The 25613-nt window shown below is 73.9% G+C and carries 22 protein-coding genes and 1 riboswitch; of the genes, 12 read left to right on the forward strand and 10 right to left on the reverse strand.

The features are described 5' to 3' along the window. Positions 1–148: 148 nt before the first annotated feature. The 3 genes from AB0O11_RS30460 to AB0O11_RS30470 are packed head-to-tail and all read right to left on the reverse strand — an operon-like array spanning position 149 to position 3704. Entirely contained in the window at positions 149–793 is a 645-nt protein-coding gene (locus tag AB0O11_RS30460) for a bifunctional 4-hydroxy-2-oxoglutarate aldolase/2-dehydro-3-deoxy-phosphogluconate aldolase (RefSeq protein ID WP_363393423.1), read from the reverse strand. After that, the gene (locus AB0O11_RS30465) at positions 790–2400 is read right to left on the reverse strand and encodes a D-aminoacylase (protein ID WP_363393425.1); all 1611 of its coding nucleotides are present in this window, start codon (positions 2398–2400) and stop codon (positions 790–792) included. The genes AB0O11_RS30460 and AB0O11_RS30465 overlap by 4 nt, the downstream gene beginning before the upstream one ends. Continuing rightward, positions 2400–3704 carry an alanine racemase gene (locus AB0O11_RS30470; RefSeq protein WP_363393427.1) on the reverse strand — a complete coding sequence of 435 codons (1305 nt, stop codon included), beginning with the start codon at positions 3702–3704 and terminating at the stop codon, positions 2400–2402. Before AB0O11_RS30470 ends, AB0O11_RS30465 begins: the two co-directional genes overlap by 1 nt. Before the next feature lie 206 nt (positions 3705–3910). Between AB0O11_RS30470 and AB0O11_RS30475 the strand changes: the two genes are divergently transcribed. The 4 genes from AB0O11_RS30475 (at position 3911) to AB0O11_RS30490 (ending at position 7111) form a co-directional block, all read left to right on the forward strand. Further along, positions 3911–5032 carry a sugar kinase gene (locus tag AB0O11_RS30475; RefSeq protein ID WP_363393429.1) on the forward strand — a complete coding sequence of 374 codons (1122 nt, stop codon included), beginning with the start codon at positions 3911–3913 and terminating at the stop codon, positions 5030–5032. A gap of 31 nt (positions 5033–5063) precedes the next feature. Further along, positions 5064–5813 carry an IclR family transcriptional regulator gene (locus AB0O11_RS30480; protein ID WP_363393431.1) on the forward strand — a complete coding sequence of 250 codons (750 nt, stop codon included), beginning with the start codon at positions 5064–5066 and terminating at the stop codon, positions 5811–5813. 28 nt (positions 5814–5841) lie between these two features. After that, a complete protein-coding gene (locus AB0O11_RS30485) occupies positions 5842–6270 on the forward strand; it encodes a RidA family protein (protein WP_363393432.1) in 429 nt (142 codons plus the stop codon). A 121-nt stretch (positions 6271–6391) separates the two neighbouring features. Beyond that, a complete protein-coding gene (locus AB0O11_RS30490; protein WP_363393434.1) occupies positions 6392–7111 on the forward strand; it encodes a DUF2470 domain-containing protein in 720 nt (239 codons plus the stop codon). A 382-nt stretch (positions 7112–7493) separates the two neighbouring features. Here AB0O11_RS30490 and AB0O11_RS30495 read toward each other — a convergent pair whose 3' ends face one another. Then, positions 7494–8495, reverse strand: coding sequence for a LysM peptidoglycan-binding domain-containing M23 family metallopeptidase (locus AB0O11_RS30495; protein ID WP_363393435.1), 1002 nt, complete (start codon positions 8493–8495; stop codon positions 7494–7496). Positions 8496–8497: 2 nt separating this feature from the next. Continuing rightward, a riboswitch (cyclic di-AMP (ydaO/yuaA leader) is annotated at positions 8498–8635 on the reverse strand. A 354-nt stretch (positions 8636–8989) separates the two neighbouring features. Here AB0O11_RS30495 and AB0O11_RS30500 point away from each other — a divergent pair. Further along, positions 8990–10531 carry an MFS transporter gene (locus AB0O11_RS30500; RefSeq protein WP_363393437.1) on the forward strand — a complete coding sequence of 514 codons (1542 nt, stop codon included), beginning with the start codon at positions 8990–8992 and terminating at the stop codon, positions 10529–10531. 24 nt (positions 10532–10555) lie between these two features. On the opposite strand, the gene purB is transcribed toward AB0O11_RS30500, so the two are convergent. Beyond that, on the reverse strand, positions 10556–11986 hold the full coding sequence (purB, locus tag AB0O11_RS30505; RefSeq protein ID WP_363393439.1) for an adenylosuccinate lyase: 1431 nt from the start codon (positions 11984–11986) through the stop codon (positions 10556–10558). 118 nt (positions 11987–12104) lie between these two features. Here purB and AB0O11_RS30510 point away from each other — a divergent pair, with 118 nt between their 5' ends. Next, entirely contained in the window at positions 12105–14234 is a 2130-nt protein-coding gene (locus AB0O11_RS30510) for an ATP-binding domain-containing protein (protein ID WP_363393441.1), read from the forward strand. Between the two features lie 44 nt (positions 14235–14278). On the opposite strand, the gene AB0O11_RS30515 is transcribed toward AB0O11_RS30510, so the two are convergent. From AB0O11_RS30515 to AB0O11_RS30525, 3 genes are all read right to left on the reverse strand, one after another. Then, a complete protein-coding gene (locus tag AB0O11_RS30515) occupies positions 14279–14734 on the reverse strand; it encodes a MarR family transcriptional regulator (RefSeq protein ID WP_363393443.1) in 456 nt (151 codons plus the stop codon). Between the two features lie 96 nt (positions 14735–14830). After that, entirely contained in the window at positions 14831–15247 is a 417-nt protein-coding gene (locus AB0O11_RS30520; protein WP_363393445.1) for a DUF3037 domain-containing protein, read from the reverse strand. Beyond that, on the reverse strand, positions 15244–15999 hold the full coding sequence (locus tag AB0O11_RS30525; protein ID WP_363393447.1) for a HipA family kinase: 756 nt from the start codon (positions 15997–15999) through the stop codon (positions 15244–15246). The genes AB0O11_RS30520 and AB0O11_RS30525 overlap by 4 nt, the downstream gene beginning before the upstream one ends. Before the next feature lie 238 nt (positions 16000–16237). Between AB0O11_RS30525 and AB0O11_RS30530 the strand changes: the two genes are divergently transcribed. Then, a complete protein-coding gene (locus AB0O11_RS30530; protein WP_363393449.1) occupies positions 16238–17596 on the forward strand; it encodes an NAD(P)/FAD-dependent oxidoreductase in 1359 nt (452 codons plus the stop codon). 57 nt (positions 17597–17653) lie between these two features. On the opposite strand, the gene AB0O11_RS30535 is transcribed toward AB0O11_RS30530, so the two are convergent. Both AB0O11_RS30535 and AB0O11_RS30540 read right to left on the reverse strand, forming a co-directional pair. After that, a complete protein-coding gene (locus tag AB0O11_RS30535; RefSeq protein ID WP_363393451.1) occupies positions 17654–18856 on the reverse strand; it encodes a GDSL-type esterase/lipase family protein in 1203 nt (400 codons plus the stop codon). A gap of 267 nt (positions 18857–19123) precedes the next feature. Further along, positions 19124–20461 (reverse strand): aminotransferase class I/II-fold pyridoxal phosphate-dependent enzyme, encoded by a 1338-nt coding sequence (locus AB0O11_RS30540; RefSeq protein ID WP_363393453.1) that lies wholly within the window; start codon positions 20459–20461, stop codon positions 19124–19126. A 34-nt stretch (positions 20462–20495) separates the two neighbouring features. Between AB0O11_RS30540 and AB0O11_RS30545 the strand changes: the two genes are divergently transcribed. The 5 genes from AB0O11_RS30545 to AB0O11_RS30565 all read left to right on the forward strand — a co-directional run bounded on the left by AB0O11_RS30545 (position 20496) and on the right by AB0O11_RS30565 (position 25553). Continuing rightward, positions 20496–21167, forward strand: a complete 672-nt coding sequence (locus AB0O11_RS30545; protein WP_363393455.1) for a pyridoxamine 5'-phosphate oxidase family protein — start codon at positions 20496–20498, stop codon at positions 21165–21167. Positions 21168–21181: 14 nt separating this feature from the next. Beyond that, positions 21182–21931 carry an FMN-binding negative transcriptional regulator gene (locus AB0O11_RS30550; protein ID WP_363393457.1) on the forward strand — a complete coding sequence of 250 codons (750 nt, stop codon included), beginning with the start codon at positions 21182–21184 and terminating at the stop codon, positions 21929–21931. Positions 21932–22047: 116 nt separating this feature from the next. After that, positions 22048–23460: a sugar porter family MFS transporter gene (locus AB0O11_RS30555; protein ID WP_363393459.1), complete on the forward strand. Its 1413-nt coding sequence runs from the start codon at positions 22048–22050 to the stop codon at positions 23458–23460. A 57-nt stretch (positions 23461–23517) separates the two neighbouring features. After that, positions 23518–24219, forward strand: coding sequence for an alpha/beta fold hydrolase (locus AB0O11_RS30560; RefSeq protein WP_363393461.1), 702 nt, complete (start codon positions 23518–23520; stop codon positions 24217–24219). A gap of 71 nt (positions 24220–24290) precedes the next feature. Continuing rightward, positions 24291–25553: an MFS transporter gene (locus tag AB0O11_RS30565; RefSeq protein ID WP_363393463.1), complete on the forward strand. Its 1263-nt coding sequence runs from the start codon at positions 24291–24293 to the stop codon at positions 25551–25553. Positions 25554–25613: the final 60 nt, after the last annotated feature.

The following is a 25613-nucleotide window of genomic DNA, read 5'->3' on the forward strand; positions in this document are numbered from 1 at the left end:
CCGGGCGGGGCTGAGCCGGGACGGGCTCGGCCGGGGCCGAGCCGGATGCCCCCGATTCTCGTCCAATCCCGGCCGTCCCGACAGCCCACCTCGCCCCGGCCGCCGTCTTCTTCACGGAGCCCGCACCCGCAGCGCCGCAGTGCCGGCCCTACCGGGTCTCCCCCGCGCAGGCCGCCGTGAACACCCGGGCCCGCCGGGTGATCTCCGCCCAGTCCCCCGCCGCGACCACGTCCGGCGGCACCACGTCCGTCCCTGCGCAGACCGCGAGCGCACCGTGCGCCAGGAACTCGGCGGCGTTGCCCGCGTTCACCCCGCCGGAGGCCACCAGCGGCACGTCGGGGTACGGGCCGCGCAGGTCCTTGAAGTAGCCGGGGCCGAACGCCCGGGCCGGGAAGATCTTGACGGCCGCGGCGCCGAGGTCCACCGCGTGTGCCACCTCGGTCGGGGTGAGCGCCCCGAGCACCACCGGCACCCCGGCGGCGGCCGCCGCCTCGGCGACCTCGGGACGGCAGCCGGGGGTGACCAGGAAGGAGGCCCCCGCCTCGACCGCGCTCCGCGCCTGCTCGGCGGTCAGTACCGTCCCGACCCCGACCCGCCGGCCGGACTTCGAAGCCCTGAGCAGATGGTCCGTCACATTCGGTGTGGTGTAGGTGAATTCGGTCAGGTTGATGCCGCCCTCGGCGAGTGCGGCGCAGAGCGCGGCGGCGTCCGGGATCCGGGGGGCGCGGACCACCGCGATCACCGGTTCGTCGCGCAGGACGGAGAGATCGGTCGTGGCGGAGAGCTCGGTCATGGGGCCAGGGTTCCTCGGTCGGTTCGGCGCAGGGCGCGCCCGGGCCGGGCGCCGGTGGTGCGACCCTGCCGGACGACGGCGGTGCCGTTGACGTACACGTACTCGATGCCCTCGGCGGGCAGCCGGGGGTGCTCGAAGGTGGCGGCGTCCCGGACCTTCCCGGGGTCGAGGAGCACCAGGTCCGCATGGTGGCCGGGAGCGATCCGGCCTCGCCGGTCCAGCCCGAGCCGGGCGGCGGGGCGGCCGGTCATCCGGGCGATCGTCTCCTCCAGCGTCAGCACACCCAGCTCCCGGCTGTAGTGGCCGAGGTAGCGCGGGAAGGTGCCCCAGGCCCGCGGGTGCGGCCGGGCGCCGACCAGCAGTCCGTCACTGCCGACGGTGTGCGCGCGGTGGCGCATGATCGCCCGGACGTTCTCCTCGTGCCCCACGTGCTGGAGGATCGTGGTGGCCAGCTCGTCCCGGCGCAGCAGGTCCAGGAACACCTCGGTGCCGGTCCGCCGCTCCTCGACGGCCAGCTCGGCGACGGTACGGCCGACCGTCCCGGCGAGCGAGGCCGAGCGGACGCCCGAGATCTGGATCGTCGCCCAGTCGGTGACCACGCCGTGGCAGCCGTCGCTGCCCTTCTCCTCCACCTCGTACCGGATCCTCGCGCACTGCGCGGGGTCGGCGAGCCGCGCCAGCGTCGCGGCCGGGCCGCCCTCGGTGGCCCAACTCGGCAGCAGGGCGGCCAGAGTGGTGGAGCCGGGCAGGTAGGGGTAGCTGTCCAGGGTGAGGTCGACGCCGTCGGCGAGCGCCCGGTCGAGAAGCTCCAGCAGCTCGCCGGCCCGGCCCCGGTTGACGCCGAAGTTCATCGTGGCGTGGGTCAGGTGCAGCGCGCAGCCGCTCTGCCGGGCGATCTCCACCATCTCCGCGTAGCCCTCCAACGCCCCGGCGCCGTACGAACGCTGGTGCGGCGCGTGGAAGCCGCCGTAGGCCGCGACGACGGTGCACAGCTCGACCAGCTCGGCGGTGTCCGCGTACATCCCGGGGGTGTAGCTGAGGCCGCTGGACATGCCGACCGCGCCGTCCAGCAGGCTCCTCGCCAGCACCTGCCGCATCCGGTCGAGTTCGGCCGGAGTGGGCGGACGGTTGGCCCAGCCCATGGCGAGCATCCGCAGCGTGCCGTGCGGGACGAGGTAGCAGGCGTTGACGGCGACACCGCTGCGGTCGATCCGGTCCAGGTAGCCGGCGACGTCCCGCCAGTCCCAGTCGAAGTCGCCCGGATCGCCGTTCCAGCCCGCGAGTTGGCGGCGCAGTGCGGGCAGCGTGACGTCGTCCACCGGGGCGTAGGACAGGCCGTCCTGGCCGAGGACCTCACAGGTGACGCCCTGGGTGACCTTGGCCGGGTGCTCGGGTTCGAGCAGCAGGGCGAGGTCGGAGTGGGCGTGCATGTCGATGAAGCCGGGGGTCAGCACCAGCCCGTCGGCGTCCACCGTCTCGGGCGCGTCGAGGCCCTCGCCGATCTCGGCGATCAGGCCGTCGGCGATCCGGACGTCCGCCCGGTAGCGCTCCGCGCCCGTGCCGTCGACGACCGTCGCGCCCTTGAAGACCGTTCTCTCCCCGGACATCAGAAGAACGTCCTGACCAGGCCGGTGACCTTCGGCTCGGCCGCGTCCGCGGAGTCCAGCACCGGGATCGCCGTCCACTTGTCGAAGGCCGTGCACGGGTGCGAGACGCCCAGCCGCAGCACGGCACCGATCGGCGCCAGGTCGCCCGCGTCGCGCAGGAAGGCGTGCTGGTCGTTGAGCGCGGTGATCCGGGCTGCCGTTCCGGTCAGCTCGGCTCCGCCGCGCACCTGTTGCGGCTCGGGAAGGCCCTCGTCGAAGGGCAGGTCGCGCTTGCCCGCGTCCAGCAGCGCGAGCTGCGGCTCGGGCCGGGAGACCACCCGGGCCCAGCCGTGCAGCGCGCCCCGGAACGGCGTCTGTCCGCCGTCCCGGGCGAGCGGCGAGATGCCCCGGTAGAAGCCGTCGTCGTGGGCGATGTACGCACCCGAGCGCAGCACCACGAACGCCTCCGGCAGGTCCGCCAGCTCCTCGACCACCAGGTCGAAGTAGGCGCTGCCGCCGGCCGAGACCACCGGCCGGGCGCCGGCCGGGTAGGCGCCCGCCAGCCGTCCGTGCAGGTCGCCGAGCGCCCGCAGGTAGCCGCGGACGGAGGCCAGCCCCTCGGGCGAGGCGTCGTGCGCGAGCGCGCCCTCGTACCCGCCGACGCCGGCCAGGCGCAGGGTGGGGGCGCGCAGCACGGCGGCGGCGACCTCGACGGCGGCGTCCACGCCGCGGGCGCCGGTCCGTCCGCCGGGGCCGCCGAGTTCGACCAGCACCTCGACCGGCCGTTCGGCCCCGGCGGCGCGCAGCGCCTCGTCCATCAGCCGCACGCTCTCGGCGGAGTCGACCCAGGAGAGGAAGGCGAAGCGCGGGTCGGCGGCGAGTTCGTCGGCGAGCCAGGCCAGTCCGGCCGGGTCGAGCAGGGTGTTGGCGAGCAGGATGCGCTGGACCCCGAAGGCCCGGGCGACCCGCACCTGGGGCAGGTTGGCGAGGGTGATGCCGTGGCTGCCGGCGTCGAGCTGTGCCTGCCAGAGGGCGGGCGCCATGGTGGTCTTGCCGTGCGGGGCGAGCGCGACGCCGGCCTTGGCGCACCAGTCGGCCATGGTGCGGACGTTGTGGTCGAGGGCGGCGCCGTCGAGGGTGAGCAGTGGGGTGCCGAGCGAGGAGAGGGTGGGGCCGGTGGCGAGCCACTCCCGGGTACTGCGGCCCCACGACTGCGGTGGAGCGGCTTTGAACCGCCAGTCGAGCGGCTCGTCGGCCAGGGCGGCCACCGCGCCGCGGGCGATGCCCGGCCCGGTGCCACTGCTTGCGAAGGTCTGCTCCACCACCGTGTCCCTCCATCCGCACAGGTTGCAACATGTGCAACGTGGGTTGCACATGCTGGCAACACGGTTCTAGCATCGGCGCCGGACCACGGTCAACGGACCTGACTCCCGGTCAACGGGGTCGGCTCGTGCGCAAACGCTCGTGCGCAACGGTGCCGACCCGGTGGGCCCGCTCTCGACGGAACGGCCGCAGACGAGGAGCCCCGCACATGCCGCGACAGGACACCCAGGGCCCGACCCGCCCCGGTCCTCCCCCGACGGCCGTGTGCGTGGGCGAGTCGATGGCCGTCCTGCTGCCGGACCGCCCGGGGCCGCTGGAGTCGGTGGAGAGCTTCCGGCTCTCCGTCGGCGGCGCGGAGTCCAACGTGGCGGGCGCGCTGGCCGCCCACGGCGTGCCGACCGCCTGGATCAGCCGGGTCGGCGACGACGGCTTCGGCCGCCGGCTGCTCGCCGAGGTCGCCGCCCGCGGCGTGGACGTCTCGGCGGTCGCGGTCGACCCGCACCGCCCGACCGGCCTCTACCTCAAGGAGGTCGGCGGCACCACCGGCGACCGCCACGACCTCGGCCCCGGCCGCAGCCGGCTGCACTACCACCGGCGCGGCTCCGCGGCCGCCGCGCTCTCCCCCGACCTGCTCGCCGACCCGGCCGCCGCCGCACTGCTGTCCGGCGCCCGGCTGCTCCACCTGTCCGGCATCACCGCCGCACTCTCCGACGGCTGCCTGGCCCTGCTGCGCGCCCTGCTCGCCGACCGCCGACCGGACCGGCTCGTCAGCTTCGACCTCAACTGGCGCCCCTCGCTCTGGCGCGACCGCGACCCGGCCGTGCTGCCACCCCTGCTGGACACCGCCGACCTGCTGCTGCTCGGCGCCGACGAGGCCGAGGCCGCCTTCGGCACCGGCGACCCGGCCACCCTGCGCCGCCGCTTCCCCGCACCGGCCACCGTCGTGGTCAAGGACGCCGCCAGGCAGGTGACCGCTCTGGGCCGGGACGGTACGGCGGTCACCGAGCCGGCCCTTGCGGTCGAGGTGGTCGAGGCCACCGGCGCGGGCGACGCCTTCGCGGCCGGCTACCTGGCCGGCACCGTCCGGGGCCTGGACCAGCGGCGCCGGCTGCGGCTCGGCCACCTGAGCGCTGCCTGTGCGCTGACCACCCACGGCGACCAGGCCGAGCTGCCGGACGCCGCCGTGGTGGCTGCCCTGCTCGACGCCTCCCCCGCCGAGTGGGCCGCCACCCGGGTCACCGCGGAGGGCATCACCGGCCCGGCCCTGCCCACCGGCCGCGTGCGCCCGGCCGACCGGGCGCCGTACGCCGACCGGGCCCGGGCACAATGAGCAGGAACCCCAGCCCTCGAAGCGGAGCACGATGAGTCAGACCGTCACCCGCGCCCTGCGCATCCTCGCCGAGCTCGGCGAGGGCGAGCGCTCCCTCGACCAGCTCGCCGAAGTGCTCGGTGTCCACAAAACCACCGTGCTCCGACTGCTCCAGAGCCTCGAAGAGGAACGATTCGTCTATCGCGACGCGACCTACCGCTATCACCTGGGCGCCGGCCTCTTCGCGCTCTCCGGCCTGGCCCTGGAGCAGCGCGGCGTGCGCCGGATCGCCGCGCCGCACCTGGCCGAGCTGAACGCCACCACCGGCCAGACCGTGCACCTGGCCGCGTACGAGGGTGGCGAGGTGGTCTACATCGACAAGTTCGACTCCCGCCATCCGGTGCGGATGTACTCCCGGATCGGCCTGCGCGCCGCCCTGCACAGCGCCGCCGTCTCCAAGGTGCTGCTGGCCGACCTGCCGCTGCCCGAACGGCGCCGGGTGGTGGCCGGGATCGACTTCACCCCGCACACCGAACGCACCCTGACCACCCCCGAGGCGCTGCTCGCCGAGCTGGAGAAGGTCGCCGTCCAGGGCTGGGCACAGGACCACGCCGAGCACGAGGCCTTCATCAACTGCGTGGCCGCGCCCGTCCGGGACGCCAGCGGCCGGGTGGTCGCCGCCGCGTCGATCTCCGTCCCCGACGTGGTCCTGCCGTACGAGCAGGTGCTGGACCTGCTCCCGCAGCTGCTCACCACCACCCGCGCCGTGTCGGCCGACTGCGGCCGTCCCGACCACACCTGACGAACCGTCGAAGACACCAAGGAGCCCCATGTCCTCCGAGCACCCCCAGACCGGCGAGAAGGCCGAGATCCGCACCGACGGCGCCCCCGCCCCCGCCTGGATGTTCTCCCAGGGCGTCCGCAAGGGCCCGATCCTCCAGGTCTCCGGCCAGGGCCCGCAGGACCCGGACACCGGCGAGTACCTGCACCACGGCGACGTGAAGGCACAGACCCGCCGCACCCTGGAGAACGTCAAGGCCATCGTCGAGGCCGGCGGCGCCACCATCGAGGACGTGGTGATGTTCCGCGTCTACCTCACCAAGCGCGCCGACTTCCCGCTGATGAACGAGGTCTACGCCGAGTTCATCGAGGAGAACATCGAGCCCGGCGGCGTGAAGCCGTGCCGCACCACCGTCTTCGTCGAGCTGCCGCAGGAGCCGATGCTGGTCGAGATCGACGCCCAGGCCGTCATCGGCTGACGCACCGCCGCACCGAAGGGCCCGGACGCCACCCGGGCCCTTCCGCCCGTCCGGGCGCCTGCTTGCCACACCCTCACCCTCGCATTAGGTTAGGCTCACCTAACTTACTGGAGGTCCGTCCATGAGCCTGCCCACCGGCGACACCGAGGTCCCCGAGCCCACCACCGCCGAACGGATCCACAGCCTGCTCAGCACGACCTCCTCGCTCACCGTCCGCGCCCTGGGCGAGCACCACCACCTGGACACCCCGGTCTCCGTGCACGGCTCCCGGCTACGACTGCGCGCCGCCCTGGACGACCCGCTCACCGCGGCCGCCGCCGGCGCCACCGACGGCCTCGCCGTCGTCCTCGACGTCACCGACGTCTCCCCCGTCGCCGTCCGCGACCGGGTCCGCGCCCGCCTCACCCTGGCGGGCCGGCTGCACCCGGCCCACCTCACCGACGACGGCCTCGGCGTGCACCTGCGGGTGGACGTCGCCCACGCCGTCCTCGCCACCCCGTACGGCACCGGCGCGATCACCGCCGGCGACCTCGCCCTCGCCGCCCCCGACCCGCTGGCCCGGCACGAGGCCGCGCTGCTCACCCACTTCGCCGACGACCACGCGGAGGCGCTCGACGTCCTCACCCGGCTGCTCGACCCTGCCGTGCTCGCCCACGAGCCGGAGATCCGCCCGCTCGCACTGGACCGCTACGGCCTGGTGCTGCGCCTGGACCACCCGCACGGTCACCGCGACGTCCGCCTGGTCTTTCCCGAACCGGCCCGGGACACCGACGACTTCGGCCACCGGATGCACGAGCTGCTGGCCGCGGCCCAGTACGGCCTGCCGGTCCACCGGCACTGACCCCGGGCCGCGACGCGAGCCCGCCGGAAGTGTCGTCCGGCCTCCTCACTTCCCGGACCCGCCCGGCCGGACCGGCCGGGCGCCGGCCGTCCGACGACACGGCGCGCCGGAGCCACTCGCACGACGGTCGAAGACCGTCAGCGCACCGGAGTTGACGCCTCGTTCCACCGCTCGGACGACGCAGCCGGCCCGGCTCCACGAGGAGGTCCTCGTGGAGCCGGGCCGGCCTGGGCGTGTCCCGCGCCCATGTCCGCCGTGCGGCGATCACCCGGTCGAGCGGTCACCCGACATGACCATCCCGGAGGATCGATTCGCCCCGCAGCAGCGGTGGTTCCTGAAACCTTCGGGGCTCAGGGCCCCGCGAGGTCGGAGTGCCTCGGGCTCAGAGCGCGACGCCGTGCGCGCGCAGGAAGGCGACCGGGTTGATGTCCGAGCCGTACTCCGAGCCGTTGCGGATCTCGAAGTGCAGGTGCGGGCCGGTCACGTTGCCCGTGGCGCCGGAGAGGCCGATCTGCTGGCCGACGGTGACGGCCTGACCGATCTTCACACCGATCGAGGAGAGGTGCGCGTACTCGGCGTAGTGGCCGTCGGCGAGCTTGATCTCGACCTGGTTGCCGTAGGCGCCGCCGTTGCCGGCCTTGACCACGACACCGTTGGCGACGGCGCGCAGCGGGGTACCGGTGGAGGCGATGAAGTCCTGGCCGGTGTGGTGGCCGGAGGCCCACATCGAACCGGCCACGCCGTAGGCGGTGCCGAGCTTCGGGTTGGCCAGCGGGGCGACGAAGCCGGAGGTGGCGGCGGCCACCGGAGTGGCGGTCACGACCTGGGCCGGAGCGGCGACCTGCACCTGGGTCTGGAGCTGCGCGGACGGCTTGGCGGCCTCGGTCTTCACCTGGACCTGGGCCTGCGGCGTGGCGGCCTGGGTCGCCGGAGCGGCCGGCTTGGCCGGGGCGGCGGGCTTCACCGGGGCGGCGGGCTTCACCGGAGCAGCGTCGGCGGCCGGCGCGGCGGCGTGGCCCGGCAGCGCGAGCTGCTGGCCCGGGAAGATCAGGTTCGGGTTGGCGCCGACGACCGAGCGGTTCTGCTCGTACAGCGCGCGCCAGCCGCCCTCGACGTTCTTGGCGTCGGCGATCTTGGACAGGGTGTCGCCGCCGACGACGCGGTAGCTCTCCTGCGCCGCCTGGGCGGCCGGAGCAGCGGCCTGCGCGGCAGGCTTGGCGTCGGTGGAGGCAGCGGCCTGCGCGACCGGGGCGGCCGGAACGATGTGGGCCTGGGCGCTCACCGCGGTCACGAGCGGGAGGGCGAAGGAGACACCGGTGACGGCGGTGGCGATGCCGATGCGGGCAGCGCGGGGCAGGGCGATACGACGAGCCTGAGCAGGCATGGGATTTTCCTCTCCGACGCCTGCGAGGTGAGCTGTCGGGTTCGGGCTGGAGTTGCCCGGCCGCATGCGCGGCTTCACCCCGAGCCGGTCCTGGACACCCGCGCCCTGAGGCGCGAACTCCGGTCCGGCGACTTACCTGTGGGTCCCCCACTCCTGCCGTACAGAGTTCGTCTCGAACCACCGGGCAGCGGCAGGACTCGGCGTTCCACCCGGTGGATCCGTCCGGACTGGCCGGGCGGTCGCTGAACTAAAACCCATCCGTTCGGGTGAAGCAATGTCGATCTCTTGAAACGGCAACGATCCCCCCGGGCGCAGTGACCCTCCGCAGGCCGGACCCCACGGTACGTACACAACCCATTCACCCCCCGCCACTGATCCACGACCCTGCGCCGAGATCCGCGACGCAGCGCGCCCGCCCGTTCACCCACCGCCCTCGGTCAACACACCCAGCGGTGACCCTTGTCACGTGCGCCCCGGCAGCGCAGGATTCGCCCGTGGCCACCTCCGAGGCCGGCACCCTGCGCCTGGGCACCGCGCAGGGGCGCTGGGTACTACTGGCGACGGTGCTCGGCTCCAGCATGGCGATGCTCGACGGCACCGTGGTGAACGTCGCCCTGCCCCGGATCGGCGCCGACCTCGGCGCCTCCCTGGCGTCCCTGCAATGGACGCTGAACGCCTATCTGCTCACCCTGGCGGGCCTGATCCTGCTCGGCGGCGCGCTCGGCGACCGGTACGGGCGGCGCAAGGTCTTCCTGGTGGGCGTGGTCTGGTTCGCCGCCGCCTCCGCGGCCTGCGCCCTCGCACCGGACATCCGGGTGCTGATCGCCGCCCGCGCCGTCCAGGGCATCGGCGGGGCCCTGCTCACCCCCGGCTCACTCGCCATGCTCCAGGCCGTCTTCCATCCTGACGACCGCTCGACGGCGGTCGGCCTCTGGTCCGGCTTCGGCGGGGTGTCGGCCGCGGTCGGCCCCTTCCTCGGCGGCTGGCTGGTGGACGGTCCCGGCTGGCGCTGGATCTTCCTGCTGAACCTGCCGCTCGCCGTCGCCGTGATCGCGGTCACCACCCGCTCGGTACCGGAGAGCCGGGACAAGGACGCCTCCGGCCGCTTCGACGTGCTCGGTGCCGTGCTCGCCGCCTTCGCCCTCGGCGCGGTCACCTACGCGCTGACCGCGGCCGGCGAGGGCCTGTCCCCCACCGTCTGGGTCAGCGGGGCGATCGGACTGGTGGCCGGCGTCGCCTTCGTGGCCGTCGAGCGCCGCGCCCCCGAGCCGATGCTGCCGCTCGGCCTGTTCTCCTCCCGGCTGTTCACCGCGGTGAACCTGGTCACCCTGTGCGTGTACGCGGCGTTCAGCGGCGTCTTCTTCCTGCTGGTGGTGCAGCTCCAGATCGTGTCCGGGTTCTCACCGCTGGTCTCGGGCTTCGCGCTGGTGCCGATCACCGTGCTGATGCTGGCGCTGTCCGCGCGCGCCGGGCGCCTCGGCAAGCGGATCGGCCCGCGCATCCCGCTCACCGTCGGTCCCGTGCTGTGCGCCGCCGGGGTGCTGCTGATGCTGCGCATCGGCCCGGACTCCTCGTACTGGGCGGACGTGCTGCCCGCCGTCACGATGATGGGCTGCGGAATGACCCTGCTGGTCGCGCCGCTGACGGCGACCGTGCTGGCCGCCGTCGAGGTCCGGCACGCGGGCATCGCCAGCGGGGTCAACAACGCCGCCGCCCGCGCGGCCGGCCTGCTCGCGGTGGCCGCCCTGCCGGCGCTGGCCGGGCTGAGCGGTGACGCCTACCGGGTGCCCGCCTCGGTCGACTCCGCCTTTCACACCGCGATGCTGATCTGCGCGGGCCTGCTGGTCGCCGGCGGGCTGATCGCCTTCGCGACCGTACGGGGCAACGTGCTCGCCCCCGAGGAGCAGGCGGTGGCCGAGCCGAACTGCGACTGGCCGTGCGGCACCACCACCCCGCCGTTCGACCCGGGCCACGTCCCCACGACGCGCGAGGGCCCCGCCACCGGTCCGGCGGCGGGGCCCTCGGCTCAGAACTGACCCGGCCTCAGAGGGTAGTGCCCGTCAGAGGATGTCGCCCGGCGCGTACTTGGCGGCCTCCGGGTAGGCGGCCGCGACGGCCTCCACCTGGCGGACCACCTCGGCGACCTGGGCACCGGCCGCACCGGTGAAGGACAGCCGGTCGGCCAGCAGCGCGTCCAGCGCGGCCCGGTCCAGCGGGATCCGCTCGTCGGCGGCCAGCCGGTCCAGCAGCTCGTTCTCCCGGACGCCCGCGCGCATCGCCAGCGCGGAGGCGACGGCGTGCTCCTTGATGACCTCGTGCCCGGTCTCCCGGCCGACGCCCGCGCGCACCGCGCCCATCAGCACCTTGGTGGTGGCGAGGAACGGCAGGTAGCGGTCCAGCTCGGCCTCGATCACGGCGGGGAAGGCGCCGAACTCGTCGAGGACGGTGAGGAAGGTCTCCAGCAGACCGTCGAAGGCGAAGAACGCGTCCGGCAGCGCGACCCGGCGCACCACCGAGCAGGAGACGTCGCCCTCGTTCCACTGGTCACCGGCCAGCTCGCCGGTCATCGAGGCGTAGCCGCGCAGGATGACGGCCAGGCCGTTGACGCGCTCGCAGGAGCGGGTGTTCATCTTGTGGGGCATCGCGGAGGAGCCGACCTGGCCCTCCTTGAAGCCCTCCGTGACCAGCTCGTGGCCGGCCATCAGACGGATGGTCTTGGCCAGGCTGGACGGCGCGGCGGCCAGCTGGACGAGGGCGGTGAGCACCTCGAAGTCCAGCGAGCGCGGGTAGACCTGGCCGACGCTGGTCAGCACGTGGTCGAAACCGAGGTGCCCGGCGACCCGGCGCTCCAGCTCGGCAAGCTTCTCGGTGTCACCGCCGAGCAGGTCCAGCATGTCCTGGGCGGTGCCGACCGGGCCCTTGATCCCGCGCAGCGGGTAGCGGGCGATCAGCTCCTCCAGACGGCGGAAGGCGACCAGCAGCTCGTCGGCGATCGACGCGAACCGCTTGCCCAGGGTGGTGGCCTGCGCGGCCACGTTGTGCGAGCGGCCGGCCATGACCAGCTCGGAGTGCTGGGCGGCCAGCCTGGCCAGGCGCACCAGCACCGCCACCGTGCGGTCCCGCACGTGTTCGAGGGACTGGCGGATCTGCAGCTGCTCGACGTTCTCGGTCAGGTCCCGGGAGGTCATGCCCTTGTGGATCTGCTCGTGCCCGGCGAGCTCGCTGAACTCCTCGATCCGGGCCTTCACGTCGTGACGGGTGACCCGCTCACGGGCGGCGATCGAGCCGAGATCGACCTGGTCGATCACCCGCTCGTAGTCGGCGACGGCGTTCGCCGGCACCTCGACGCCGAGGTCCTGCTGGGCCTTCAGGACGGCGAGCCACAGGTGGCGCTCGAGGACCACCTTGTGCTCGGGGGACCACAGCTGGGCCAGGGTCGCCGAGGCGTACCGGGAGGCCAGGACATTGGGGATCTGGGGCTTCGCGCTCACGCTTCGCAAGAGTAACAGCCGAGGTCACGCCGGGCGTCGGCGGATGGGGTAGGCTGGGTCAATTGAGCGCCTTTCAGATGACGCACCACAACCTCCTCACCGCAAGGATACCACATCGATGAGCGAACCTCCAGTGGCCGCACCGGACTCCAGCGGCGGCCTCGCCACGGCCCTGCGCACCGAGCAGGCCCACCTCACCCGGCTCTACGCCCGGCTGGACGCCGTACGCGAACGGGCCCGCCGCACCGCCGACGGCGCCCACGACGGCGCCGCGCCCGGCGGCACCCACCAGGCCCGGCTGGAACGCGAGGTGCGTGCGCGCGAGGCCGCCCGCCACGTCGCCCGGCTGGACGCGGTCGAGCGCGGCCTGTGCTTCGGCCGGCTCGACGAGCGCGACGGCACCGTCCACTACATCGGCCGCACCGGCCTCACCGACGAGACGTACGAACCGCTGCTGCTCGACTGGCGCACCCCGGCCGCCCGCCCGTTCTACACCGCGACCCCCGCCCACCCCGGCCCCGTGGTGCGCCGCCGCCACCTGCACACCCGGGGCCGCGCCCTCACCGGCCTGGACGACGAGGCGCTCGACCTCGCCGGGCTGGACGAGTCCGGTCGGCGCGCCCTGGTCGGCGAGGCCGCGCTGCTCGCCGCCCTCGACCGCGAGCGCACCGGCCGGATGGGCACCGCCGTCGCCACCATCCAGGCCGAGCAGGACCGGGTGATCCGCTCCCCGCTGTGCGGCGCCCTGGTGGTCCAGGGCGGCCCCGGCACCGGCAAGACGCTGGCCGCCCTACACCGCGCCGCCTACCTGCTGTTCACCCACCGCGCCGCGCTGGAGCGCCGGGGCGTGCTGGTGATCGGCCCCAACCCCGGCTTCCTGCGGTACATCGACGAGGTGCTGCCCGCCCTCGGCGAGACCGAGGTGGTGCTGCGCACCGTCGGCGAACTCTTCCCCGGCATCACCACCACCGGCGCCGACACCTCCGCCACCGCCCTGGCCAAGGGCGGCCCCTGGATGGCCGGGGTGCTCCGCCGCGCGCTGGCCGCCCACCAGACCGCCCCCGCCGAAGGCCTGGAGCTCGGCGACGGGTTACAGGTCTCCGCCTGGGCCTGCGCCCAGGCCCGGGACGCCGCCCGCGGCCTGCGGCTGCCGCACAACCGGGCCCGGGGTTTCTACCTGGGCACCCTGCTCGACGCCCTCGCCATCTCCCAGGCGCTCACCCTCGGCCGCCCGTACGACGACGAGGAGGCGCACTACGCCCCGCGCGAGCTCTGGGAGCGGGCGGACGTCCGCGCCGCACTCGACCCGCTCTGGCCCCTGCTCACCCCCCAGCAGCTGCTCGAACGGCTGCTCACCGACCGGGAGTTGCTCACCGAGGCGGCTCCCGAGCACGCGGCCGCCCTGCTCCGCCCGCCCGGCTCCCGCTGGACGGTCGAGGACGTCCCGCTGCTCGACGAGGCCGCCGAACTCCTGGGCGTGGAACGGGCACCCGCTCCCGCCGACCAGGATCCGGACGAACTCGCCTTCGCCCAGGGCGTGCTGACCATCACCGGGCAGACCGACGACGCCCTGCTGGACTCCGCCGCCCTGGCCGAGCGCTTCCGCGACGACGGCCCGTACCGCTCCACCGCCGAACGCGCCGCCGCCGACCGCACCTGGGCGTACGGCCACGTCGTCGTGGACGAGGCGCAGGAGCTGTCCGCGATGGCCTGGCGCGCCGTCCTGCGGCGTGTTCCGACCAACTCGCTCACCATCGTCGGCGACCTCGCCCAGACCGGATCGCCCGCCGGAGCCCGCAGCTGGGCCGAGATGCTCGACCCGCACCTGCCCGGCCGCTGGCGCGAGGAGCGGCTGACCGTCAACTACCGCACGCCGGAACCCGTCATGGCCCTCGCCTCCGCCGTGCTGCGCACCGCCGTACCCGGCCACCGGCCGCCCGAGTCCATCCGCCCGGGCACCGAGCAGCCGCGCGCGGTCCCCGTCCCGGACGGCGACTTCGCCGCCGCGCTCGCCCGGCGGCCCGACAGCCCGGGCACCCTGGGCGTGATCGCACCGGACGCCCTGGCCGGGCCACTGGACGCGCTCACCGTCGCGGACGCCAAGGGGCTGGAGTTCGACGCGGTCGTGGTGGTCGAGCCGGCCGCGCTCGCCCCGCGCGACCTCTACGTCGCCCTGACCCGGGCCACCCGCTCACTCACCCTGCTCCACCACCGGCCGCTGCCGCCGGAGCTCGCCGGCCTGCTCTGACCGGAACGGCACGGACGGCCCGCGAGGGTCGGGCGGCGCGGCTGCTACTGCGCGCCGCCCGTACGGCCGGCCAGCACCGGCAGCACCTGGGCGCAGATCGAGTGCAGGGCGACCCGCTGCTCGTCGGTCATCGCCTCGAAGGCCTGGTGGGTCCGGGCCATCTCGCCGCGGATGCGGTTCAGGATCTCCCGGCCCTCGGCCGTGATCACCACGATCTTGACCCGGCGGTCACCCGCCGCCGCCTCACGGTTGGCCAGGCCCAGCGACTCCAGCCGGTCCACGATCCCGGTGACGTTCGACGCGTCGCAGCCCAGCCGCCCGGCCAGCGCCCGCATCGGCACCGGCTCCTGCACCGCGCCCAGCGCCTTGGCCTGCGAGGAGGAGAGCCCATGCCGGGCCGCGGCCGCCGCGAAGTCCTGGAAGTACGCGGCACCGACGGCGGCCAACGCCTCCATCAACTCGGCGTTGGTCGGTACGGTCGTCGTCGCTGTCGAACCCATGGGGTCAGCGTACGACCAGGTGCTTCAGCAACTCAAGCTTTGACCGGGGCAACCGTCGGCGAGACACCTCACACCCGCTCACACCCGCCCGGCGCCCTACAGCACCAACTGGTCGAACAGTCGCCGCAGGTCCGCCTCCGGGTCCGCGGTCAGCCCGGTGTGCACCGGCCCCGGCTGGACGATCGCGCTGCGCGGCGCGGTCAGCCAGCGGAACCGCTGCCCGGCGCTGTCCCCCGCCGCCGGACCGGCCTCCGGCCCGCCGTGGCAGACCGCCTCGATCCCGTGCAGCGCCCGCCGCACGCCCTGCACGTCCGCCACCGGGTCCAGCGCCAGAAGCCGGGCCTGGTCCAGGTGGGTACGCGCGGCCAGGTGCGAGCTCTGCCGGCAGTACAGCAGCACCCCGACGTTGACGCACTCACCGCGCTCGACCCTCGGCACCGCGCGGATCACGGCGTACTCGTAGTCGTGCAGCTCGATGGTGGCCGGCAATGCGGGCAGCACGGGCTCGGTCATGCGGGCACCTCCGGCAGCCAGTCACGCGGACCGGCCAGTCGCTCGGTCAGTTGGGCACGGTACGCGGCGCGCACCTCGCCGGGCGAGTCGAAGCCGAACTCGTCCACCAGCCAGACCTCCGGAATCTGCGCCACCGCGTCCTCGATCGCCGCCTCGGCGAGCGGCGCGAGCGCCTTGTCGGCCGCCGCCAGGTCCGGCTGGGCCCGCAGCAGCGCGTGGTCGGAGGCGTCGTACGGACGGCGGATCCAGGCGGCGGCGCCCGACCAGTTGTGGTGGAAGATCAGGCTCGCGCCGTGGTCGATCAGCCGCAGCCCGCCGGTCGCCACCAGCAGGTTGGGGTTGCGCCAGGACCGGTCGACGTTGCCGATCAGCGCGTCGAACCAGAGCACCTGCCCGGCGAGCTCCGGGTCCACCTCGAAGCAGAGCGGGTCGAAGTTGAGCGCACCGCTGACGAAGGCCATCCCGAGGTTGGTCCCGCCGCTGGCGCGCATCTGTTCCTGGATCTGGTGGTCCGGCTCGCTGCGCGCGAGCACCGGGTCCAGGTCGATCGTCACCAGCTCCGGCACCGGCAGCCCGAGCCGCCGGCCGAGCTCCCCGGCCAGCACCTCCGCGACCAGCGCCTTTCGGCCCTGCGCCGCACCGACCCATTTCAGCGCGTACAGCCGCCGATCGTCGGCCTCGACCAGGCCCGGCATCGAGCCGCCTTCTCGCAGTGGCGTCACGTACCGGATCGCCGTCACCTCGGGGAGCACGGCCGACAGCTTATCGGTGTCCGCGCCCCTTCCTCTCTCTTCCGCCCGCCGCCACCCCGCACGCCACGCCGGCACCCCACCTCGCCTCCCCTCCCCACGGCCCCCGCCCCGCCCCGGGGCACCTCCCGCGGCCCCGTCCTCACCGCTCCCTCATCCGCCCCGCCCCAGTGGCAGCCCCCGCTGCTCCGTGCGAGTGTGGCGGACAGCAACGGGGACCTTCACGGCAAAGGGATGAGCGATGGAACGACCTCGGATCCTGATCGTGGGCGGTGGCTTCGCCGGCCTGGAGTGCGCCCGCCGCCTCGAACGCAAGCTGTCACCGTCGGAGGCCGAGATCTCGCTGGTCACGCCGTTCAGCTACCAGCTCTACCTCCCCCTCCTCCCCCACGTCGCGGCCGGCGTCCTCACCCCGCAGTCCGTGGCCGTCTCCCTGCGCCGCTCGCTGCGCCGCACCCACATCCTCCCCGGCGGCGCCATCGGGGTGGACCCGGCCTCCAAGGTGTGCGTCGTCCGCAAGGTCACCGACGAGGTGGTCGCGCAGAAGTACGACTTCCTGGTGCTCGCCCCCGGGAGCGTCACCCGCACCTTCGACATCCCCGGCCTCACCGACTACGCCCGCGGCATGAAGACGCTCGCCGAGGCGGCCTACGTCCGCGACCACGTGATCGCCCAACTCGACCTCGCCTCCGCCACCCTGGACCAGAAGGAACGCGAGTCCCGGCTCCAGTTCGTGGTGGTCGGCGGCGGCTACGCGGGCACCGAGACGGCCGCCTGCCTCCAGCGCCTGACCACCGCCGCCGCCCACCGCTACCCGCGCCTGGACGCCCGGCAGATCAAGTGGCACCTGATCGACATCGCCCCGAAGCTGATGCCGGAGCTCGGCGACCCGCTCGGCGAGGCCGCCCTGGAGGTGCTGCGCAACCGCGGGATCGAGGTGTCGCTGGGCGTCTCGGTGGCCGAAGTCGGCGCCGAGACGGTCAAGTTCACCGACGGCCGGGTACTCCCCTGCCGCACGCTGATCTGGACCGCCGGCGTGGCGGCGAGCCCGCTGATCGGCACCCTGGACGCCGAGACGGTCCGCGGCCGGCTCGCCGTGACGGCGGAGATGCGGGTGCCGCAGTTCGAGGGCGTGTTCGCGCTCGGCGACGCCGCCGCCGTCCCCGACCTCGCCAAGGGCGACGGCGCGGTCTGCCCGCCGACCGCCCAGCACGCCGCCCGCCAGGGTCGCACGGTCGCGAGCAACGTGATCGCCTCGCTCCGCAACCAGCCCCTGGAGCCGTACTACCACAAGGACTTGGGTCTGGTGGTCGACCTCGGCGGCAAGGACGCGGTCTCCAAGCCGCTCGGCGTGGAGCTGCACGGGGTTCCGGCCCAGGTGGTGGCGCGCGGCTACCACCTGATGGCGATGCGCACCAACGTGGCCAAGTTCCGGGTGAGCACCAACTGGCTGCTCAACGCGACCGCAGGCGACGACTTCGTCCGCATCGGCTTCCTCTCCCGCCAGCCCGCCAGGTTGCGGGATTTCGAGTACACCGACGCGTACTTGACGAAGGATCAGGTACGCGCGCACGCCCAGTCCCTGCTCGCCAAGGGCTGAGCAGCACAGCCGAACGGCGCCCCCGCGGCCTGACCGCGGGGGCGCCGGATCACGCGGTCACCGTGCGGTCAGGTACATCCCGCTCGCGTCCTGCCCGGCCGTGTTTCGGCACGCGTAGTCGCCGCTCGGGCGCCCCCACAGCAGCGTCAGGCAGCGCCCGACCGCCTGCTGGCCGTAGTAGTTGGGGTGCATCGACTCCTGCAGCGCGCCCTGCGTGGAGTTGAGCCCGCCGTCCAGGAAGCGCGCCCACTCGCTGGTGGTCGCCGACGGGCCGGAACTCACGGTCGGCTGCCGGGTGGCCGTCGAGCAGACCTCGCGGCCCTGCAGCATGTCCGACAGGTCCAGGAACTGCGCGCCCTTGGCGGCGGCGACGCCCGCCAGCGCCCGGGAGATCTGCGGCACCATCGAGTCACGGGCCCAGTCGGCGTCCCCGTCCCAGAACGGGCAGCCGCCGGTGTTGGAGCGGGTCCAGCCGCTTTCCGGGTACCGCATCTCGGCACTGCGCGGGATCGGCGACGGGTAGGACTGCAGCACCAGGCGGTAGTCCGACGGCGCGTAACCGGCGTCGGCCATCACCGCGCGGATCTCGTCGATCGCCTTGCCGACCCCGGCCATCGCCGTGGGCATCTTCGAGTCGATCGAGGACTGCGCGGAGTCGTGGCAGTACGAGTACCAGATCAGGTAGTCCTGCACGCAGTTGGAGATGACGTCCGCGAAGCCCAGGTCGTTGCCGCCGATCGACAGGGTGATCAGCTTCACGTTGTTCTGCCGTGCCACGGTGGCGAGTTGGTCGGCCTGCGGGGCCTCGCCCTTGAACGACTTCCCGCCGTTGGCCGCGCGGAAGACGTTCGCGGTGACGGCACCGGAGCAGGCCAGGTCGATCTCGTTCTGGGACCCGGTCGAGGCGCTGAGCACCTCGGCGACGTCCGAGCGGTCGCACCCGCTCGCGGCGGTGGCGCCGTAGACCCGCGAGGGGTCGTACGAACTGCCGGTCCAGGCCCGATCGGTGCCGTTGCGGCTGCCGCTGGTACCGGCCGAGTTGCCCTTCCAGCGGCCGGCCTCCCCGGAGATGTAGCTGTCGCCGAGCGTGACGCTGGCGGTGGGCCCGGACGGCACGGCGGCCGGTACGGCCGGTGCGGCGGAGGCCGGCGAGGCGACGGCCAGGCCCGCGACGGCGAGCGGGAGGGCGAGGGCTGCGGTGAGCAGCCGTCGGCCGGGGCGCGCGGTGCTGCGGGTGATGCTCGAACAGTTCTCGGGCACTGCGGAACTCCTGCGACTCGGTCTTCCCGGGCATGGGGAACGGGAAGACGCGTGGGTGAGGGTGGGCCGCCGGCCGGTGGCGCGAAGAAGATGACATGCCCGCGCTGCCTACCGCTAGGCATCTGCGCGAGGTTTCCGCTTTTGTTACCGCCGGGTTCAGACCAGGCGGGCAGCCGACGACCGGATGCCGCCCGCGGTTCACACCCGCCACACCTGCCCCACCCGTGACGGGATCCACCCACCTTGGGGCTCACCCCGCCCCGGGGTTCACACCAGCCGCGACCCGCCCCCGCCCGCCCCCAGCACCGCCGCCAGGTCCTCCGCCAGCTCGCGCGCCTGCGCCGCCTCCAGCTGCGCCGTGGTGAACCGCAGCCCGGGCGGCGACTGGATCCGGTACCGCGCGCCGGGCGCCGCGACCCAGCCGCGCTGCACCAGCGCCGCCAGCACCGAGGTCTCGTCCGGCACCGGCACCCAGACGTTCAGCCCGCTCTGCCCGTGCGCGGCGATCCCGCGGGCCGCCAGCTCGCCCAGCAGCGCGTCCCGCCGGGCCCGGTACGCGGCGGCCACCCGGTCGACCGGCGCGGCGTCGCTGCGCCACAGCTCCGCGACGGTGCGCTGCAGCAGGTGGCTGACCCAGCCGGCGCCCAGCCGCAGCCGGCCGGCCACCCGCCCGATCGTCTCCTGGTCGCCGACCGCCACCGAGACCCGCAGGTCCGGCCCGTACGCCTTGGCCGCCGAGCGCACCACCGCCCAGTGCCGGGTGCCGGCGCCGACCAGCGGGTGGTACGGCTGGTCGACCATGCCGTGCCCGTGGTCGTCCTCGATCAGCAGCACGCCAAGGTGCCCGGCCAGGACGGCCTTCAGTGCCTCGGCCCGCCGCGCGGTGAGCGCCGCCCCGGTCGGGTTCTGCGCCCGGCTGGTGACCACCACGGCCCGGACGCCCTCGGCCAGCGCCGCGGCCAGTGCGTCCGGCAGCGGGCCCTCGTCGTCCAGCCGGACGGGCACGTGCCTCAGCCCCAGCGCGGGCAGCAGGTCGAGCAGGCTGCCCCAGCCCGGGTCCTCGACGGCCACCGCGTCGCCGGGGCGCAGCCGGGCGCCGAGGATCCGTTCGATGGTGTCCAGCGAACCGGAGGCGACGGCGATCGGGCCGCCGGGCAGGCCGTCGGCCTCGAAGGAGGCACGGGCGAGCGCGAGCAGCTGCGGGTCGACGGCCTCGTGCCCGTACAGCACCGGGTCGGTGCGCGCGGCCTCGGCAGCGGCCGCGAGGGCCTGGGCGAGGTCGGGCAGCAGGGCCGGGTCGGGGTTGCCGGTGGACAGGTCGCGGGCGTGCGGCGGGACGGGGATGCGGATCTGGTCGCGCGGGGTGAGCGCGGGCCTGGGAAGGATGCGGCTGCCCTTGCGGCCGGCGGTCTCGATCACGCCGCGGTCGCGCAGCAGCCGGTAGGCGGCGGCGACGGTGTTGGGATTGACGCCCAGTTCGGCGGCGAGGTCGCGCAGCGGGGGCAGCGCCGTCCCGGGGGCGAGCTGCCCGCTGCTCACGCCCTGCTCGATGCGGGCCGCGATTTCGCTGGCGCGTCGCCCTGTCAGCGGATAGTCTCCTAGCACAAAGCAAATTATGCACTAGTACATAGAGGATGTCATGTCAGCCAGCCCGGAAGGTTCGCCCAGCTACTCCCGTACCCCCAGGACCACCCCCACCCGTTACCGGGACCGGGCCACCTGGGAGCAGGAGGAGATCCACGCCATCCTCGACAGCGCCTACATCTGCCACCTCGGCTTCGTGGTCGACGGCGCCCCCGTGGTCCTGCCGACCATCTTCGCCCGGGTCGGCGGCCGGCTCTACGTCCACGGCTCCACCGGCAGCCGTCCGCTGCGCAACGCCTCCGGCGAGCAGGGCATGCCGGTCTGCATCACCGTCACCCAGGTCGACGCGCTGGTGCTGACCAAGTCCGCGTTCAACCACTCGGTGAACTTCCGCTCGGTGGTCGCCCACGGCACCGCGCACCAGGTCACCGACCCCGGGGAGCTGGACGTCGCGCTCGCCGCCCTGGTCGACCACGCGATACCGGGGCGCTCCGCCGAGGTCCGTCCGGCCAATGCCAAGGAGCTCGCCGCCACCGCCGTCATCCGGCTGGAGCTGGACGAGGTCTCGGCCAAGACCCGCGAGGACGGCGCCGACGACGACCCGGAGGACGCCGGCCTGCCGCACTGGTCCGGCCTGATCCCGGTCACCACCGTGCACGGCACCCCCGAGCCGCACCCCGGCACCACCGTCCCGCTCCCCGCGCACCTGCGCGGCTACCCCCGCTGACGGGAGGCCCACCCGTGCTGATCAGATCCTGGGACCGCGGCGACGAGGACGAGTGGCGCGCCTGGCTGGCCGAGGGCCGCGACTTCGGCCTGCTCGCGGCCAACGGCGGCCCCGGCGAGGGCCCGGTGCTCGTCCCGACGCACTTCCTGCTGGACGCCGAACGCGGCGAGGTCCTGCTCCATCTCGCCGCGCCCAACCCGCTGCTGGCCGCCGTCCGGGCCGACCCGCAGGTCACCCTCGCGGTCACCGACGGCTACGCCTTCGCCCCGGGCCACTGGCGCGGCACACCGGGCACGCCCACCAGCTACTACGCCTCGGTCCACTTCCACTGCACCGCCGAGGTGGTGGAGTCCGCGGCCGCCAAGGCGGAGATCCTCAACCGCCAGCTGGCACACTTCCAGCCCGAGACGCCGGAGGTCCGGGTGGTGCCCGGCGAGGGCGAGTTGGCCCGGCAGCTGCCCGGGCTGCGCGGGCTCCGGCTGACCGTGAACGAGGTGCGGGCCAAGTTCAAGTACGACGACAAGAAGCCCGCCGAGGCGCAGTACGCGATCGCCGACCGGCTGGCCGAACGTGCCGGCGGCCGGGGGCGCGGCCGCGACCAGTACGCCGCCGCCCGTACCCAGTTGCTCCGCCGTCACCGGCGACGCACCGCCGTACCGCGAACCTCCCCGGAGGGCACCACCGGCCCCCTGGACAACGCCCCGCACACCGACCGCTCGTACGGCCCGGCCCTGCGCACCGACCGACCGCGCACCGCCGGCTGACCGAGGATCACCCGGTCGGCTTCCAACTCGCGCAGGGCGGCCGCGGCGCTGCTCGAATGTGAGACGAGCCCTGCCCACTCGGCGTCGGAGCGGGCCCGTCCACCCCGGGAGCGCGCGTGTCCTCAGTCAACAGCCAACGGGCAGCCGGCGAGGCCCACCTCGGCCACGTGGTGTTCATCTCGGCGGCCGCCGCGATGGGCGGCTTCCTGTTCGGCTACGACAGCGCGGTGATCAACGGCGCCGTGACGGGCATCCAGAAGCACTTCGGGGTCGGCCACGGCACCACCGCCTTCGTGGTGGCCATCGCGCTGCTCGGCTCGGCGGTGGGCGCGGTGATCGCCGGCCGGCTCGCCGACCACCTCGGCCGGGTCCGCACCATGCTGCTGGCCGCCGTGCTGTTCGCGGCCAGCGGCATCGGCTCGATGTTCCCGCCGAACATCGAGGCCCTCGCCGCCTGGCGCGTGGTCGGCGGCATCGCGATCGGCATCGCCTCGGTGATCGCCCCCACCTACATCGCCGAGGTCGCCCCGACCGCCTACCGCGGCCGGCTCGCCTCCTTCCAGCAGATGGCGATCGTGCTCGGCATCACCGTCTCCCAGCTCGCCAACTGGGCCCTCAACCAGGCCGCCGGCGGCGAGTCCACCAACCACCTCGGCGGCATCCAGGCCTGGCAGTGGATGCTCGGCGTCGAGGCCATCCCGGCCCTGGTGTACGGGCTGATGGCGCTCGCCATCCCGGAGTCGCCGCGCTTCCTGATCGCCGACCACCGGGAGGCGCAGGCCCGCAAGGTGCTGGTCGAGGTCGAGGGCGAGGGCGTGGACCTGGACGCCCGGGTGGCCGAGATCCGCGCGGTGCTGGAGTCCGCTCACAAGCCCCGGCTCAAGGACCTGACGGACGGCCGTTTCGGCCTGCTGCCGATCGTCTGGGTCGGCATCGGTGCCTCGGTGTTCCAGCAGTTCGTCGGCATCAACGTGATCTTCTACTACTCGTCCTTCCTGTGGCAGTCGGTCGGCATCAACGAGTCCAACTCGCTGCTGATCAGCCTCTCCACCTCGATCATCAACGTGATCGGCACGGTGATCGCGATGGCCCTGGTGGACCGGATCGGCCGCAAACCGCTGGCCATGGCCGGCTCGATCGGCATGGCGGCCGCCCTGGGCACCGCCGCCTGGGCGTTCTCCTACCGGCACGGCACCGGCAACACCGCCACCCTGGACAACACCCACGCCGTCGTCGCCCTGATCGCCGCGCACGTCTTCGTGCTCTGCTTCGCCTTCTCCTGGGGCGTGGTGGTCTGGGTCCTGCTCGGCGAGATGTTCCCCAACCGGATCCGCGCGCTGGCGCTGTCCGTCGCCGCCTCGGCGCAGTGGATCGCCAACTGGGCGATCACCGTCAGTTTCCCGGACCTCGCCGACTGGAACCTCTCCGCGACGTACGCCATCTACGCGGCCTTCGCGCTGCTCTCCATCCCGTTCGTGGCCTTCTGCATCAAGGAGACCAAGGGCCGCGCCCTGGAGGAGATGGGCTGACCCCGGCCCGCCCCGCCGAACCCCGCCGCTCGCGGCCCGACCCACCGAGAGGAAACCATGCCTGACCAGGGCGGCTCCCGGCAGAACATCACCTTCCCGAGCAACGGCCGTACCGCGCACGGCTACCTGGCCCGCCCTCCGCAGGGCGTCGGGCCGGGCCTGGTGGTCGTCCAGGAGTGGTGGGGGCTCACCTCGCACGTCGCCGACGTGGCCGACCGCTTCGCCGCCGAGGGCTTCACCGTCCTCGCCCCCGACCTGTTCGGCGGCGCCACCACCCACGACGGCGCCGAGGCGGCCCGGCTCATGCACGAGCTCCCGGTCGACCGGGCGGTGGAGGACCTGGCCGGGGCCGTCGACCACCTGCTCGCGCTGGACGGCGTGGTCGGCGACGCGGTCGGGGTGGTCGGCTTCTGCATGGGCGGCGGCTTCGCCCTGCTGCTGGCCGCCGGGGCCGGCGACAAGGTGGCCGCCGTGGTCCCGTTCTACGGTCTGCCGCCCGACCCCGACTTCGACTACCGCGGGCTGACCGCCCATGTGCTCGGCCACTTCGGCGAGCGGGACGGCTCGATCCCGATGGCCACCGTGGACGAGGCCGCGATCCGGATCGGCGAGGCCACCGACGTCCGCCCGGAGATCCACTTCTACCCGGCCGGTCACGCCTTCATGAACGACGAGAACCTGCTCGGCACCTACGACCCGCTCCAGGCCCGGATCGCCTGGCGCCGCACCCTCACCTTCCTCTGGGGCCACCTCGGCTGAAACCCCGCGCTCCGGCGGCCCCGGCATGAAAAACGATGGACACCCGTACGACCCCACGGCATAGTCGCCAGGTGCCGACCCCACCCTCACGTCGCTTCGCCTGGGCGAGCCGCAACTTCCGCATCCAGACCGCCGCCACCGTGATCAGCGGCCTCGGCAACGCCGGCGCCCCCATCGCCACCGCCTTCGCCGTACTCGGCACCGGTGGCACCACCACCGACCTCGGCTACGTCACCGCCGCCCGGCTGGTGCCCACCGTGCTGCTCATGGTGGTCGGCGGCACCCTCGCCGACCGGCTGCCGCGCCACCTGATCATGGTCGCCGCCAATGTGTTCAGCGGGGTCTCCCAGGCCATCCTGGCCGCCCTGGTCCTGACCGGGGACGTCCGGCTCTGGCAGATGCTGGCACTCTCCGCGGCCGGCGGGGCCGGCTACGCCCTCTACGCCCCCGCCTCCGGCGGCATGATCATGCAGGCCGTCCCCCAGGAGCACGCCGCCCGCGCCTTCGCGGTCTTCCGGATGGGCCTCAACGCCTCCCAGATCGGCGGTGCCGCGCTCGGCGGCGCGCTCACCGCCGTCGTCGGCCCCGGCTGGGTGCTCGCCCTGGACGCCCTCTGCTTCCTGATCGCCGCCGCCCTCCGCTTCTTCCTGGAGCCGGAGAAGGGACCCGCCCCCTCCGGCAGCAGCATGCTGCGCGATCTGCGCGAGGGCTGGCGGGAGTTCGCCTCCCGCCGCTGGCTCTGGGTGATCGTGCTCCAGTTCTCCGTCCTGGTCGCCTGCATCAACGCGGTGGAGTCGGTGTACGGGCCGACCGCCGCCGAGGAGCGGCTCGGCGGCGCGGGCTCCTGGGGCCTGGCGATGTCCGCCTACGGCGTGGGCCTGGTGGCCACAGGTGTACTGATGACGCGCTGGCGGCCCCGCCGGATCCTGCTGGTCGGCAACTGGGGGGTCTTCCTGTTCGGCGTGCCCGCGCTGGCCCTCGCCGCCGGGGTGCCGCTGCCGCTGCTGGTCGTCGCGATGTTCCTGTCCGGCGTCGGCGTCACCGTCTTCGGCGTCAACTGGATGGTCGCGCTCCAGCAGGAGATACCCGAGGAGATGTTCTCCCGGGTCACCGCGTACGACGAACTCGGCTCCTACTCGCTGGCCCCGGTCGGCACCGCGCTGGCCGGCCCCGCCGCCGTGGCGCTCGGCCTGTCCGGCGCGCTCTGGGCGTGCGCCGTCATCTGTCTGGTGCTCAGCGCGGTCGTCCTGGTGGACCCGCAGGTGCGTCGGCTGAGCCGCCGAAGCACGACGGACGCACCGGTGCCCGTCAGCGAGCCCGCGCCCGCTCCGTGAGCGCCCTGTGCGCCCCACGTGCGCCCACCCGTGGGCAACCGGAGGTGCGCGAGGGGCGTC

This window comes from Kitasatospora sp. NPDC093102 (assembly GCF_040683915.1).
Classification (GTDB): domain Bacteria; phylum Actinomycetota; class Actinomycetes; order Streptomycetales; family Streptomycetaceae; genus Kitasatospora.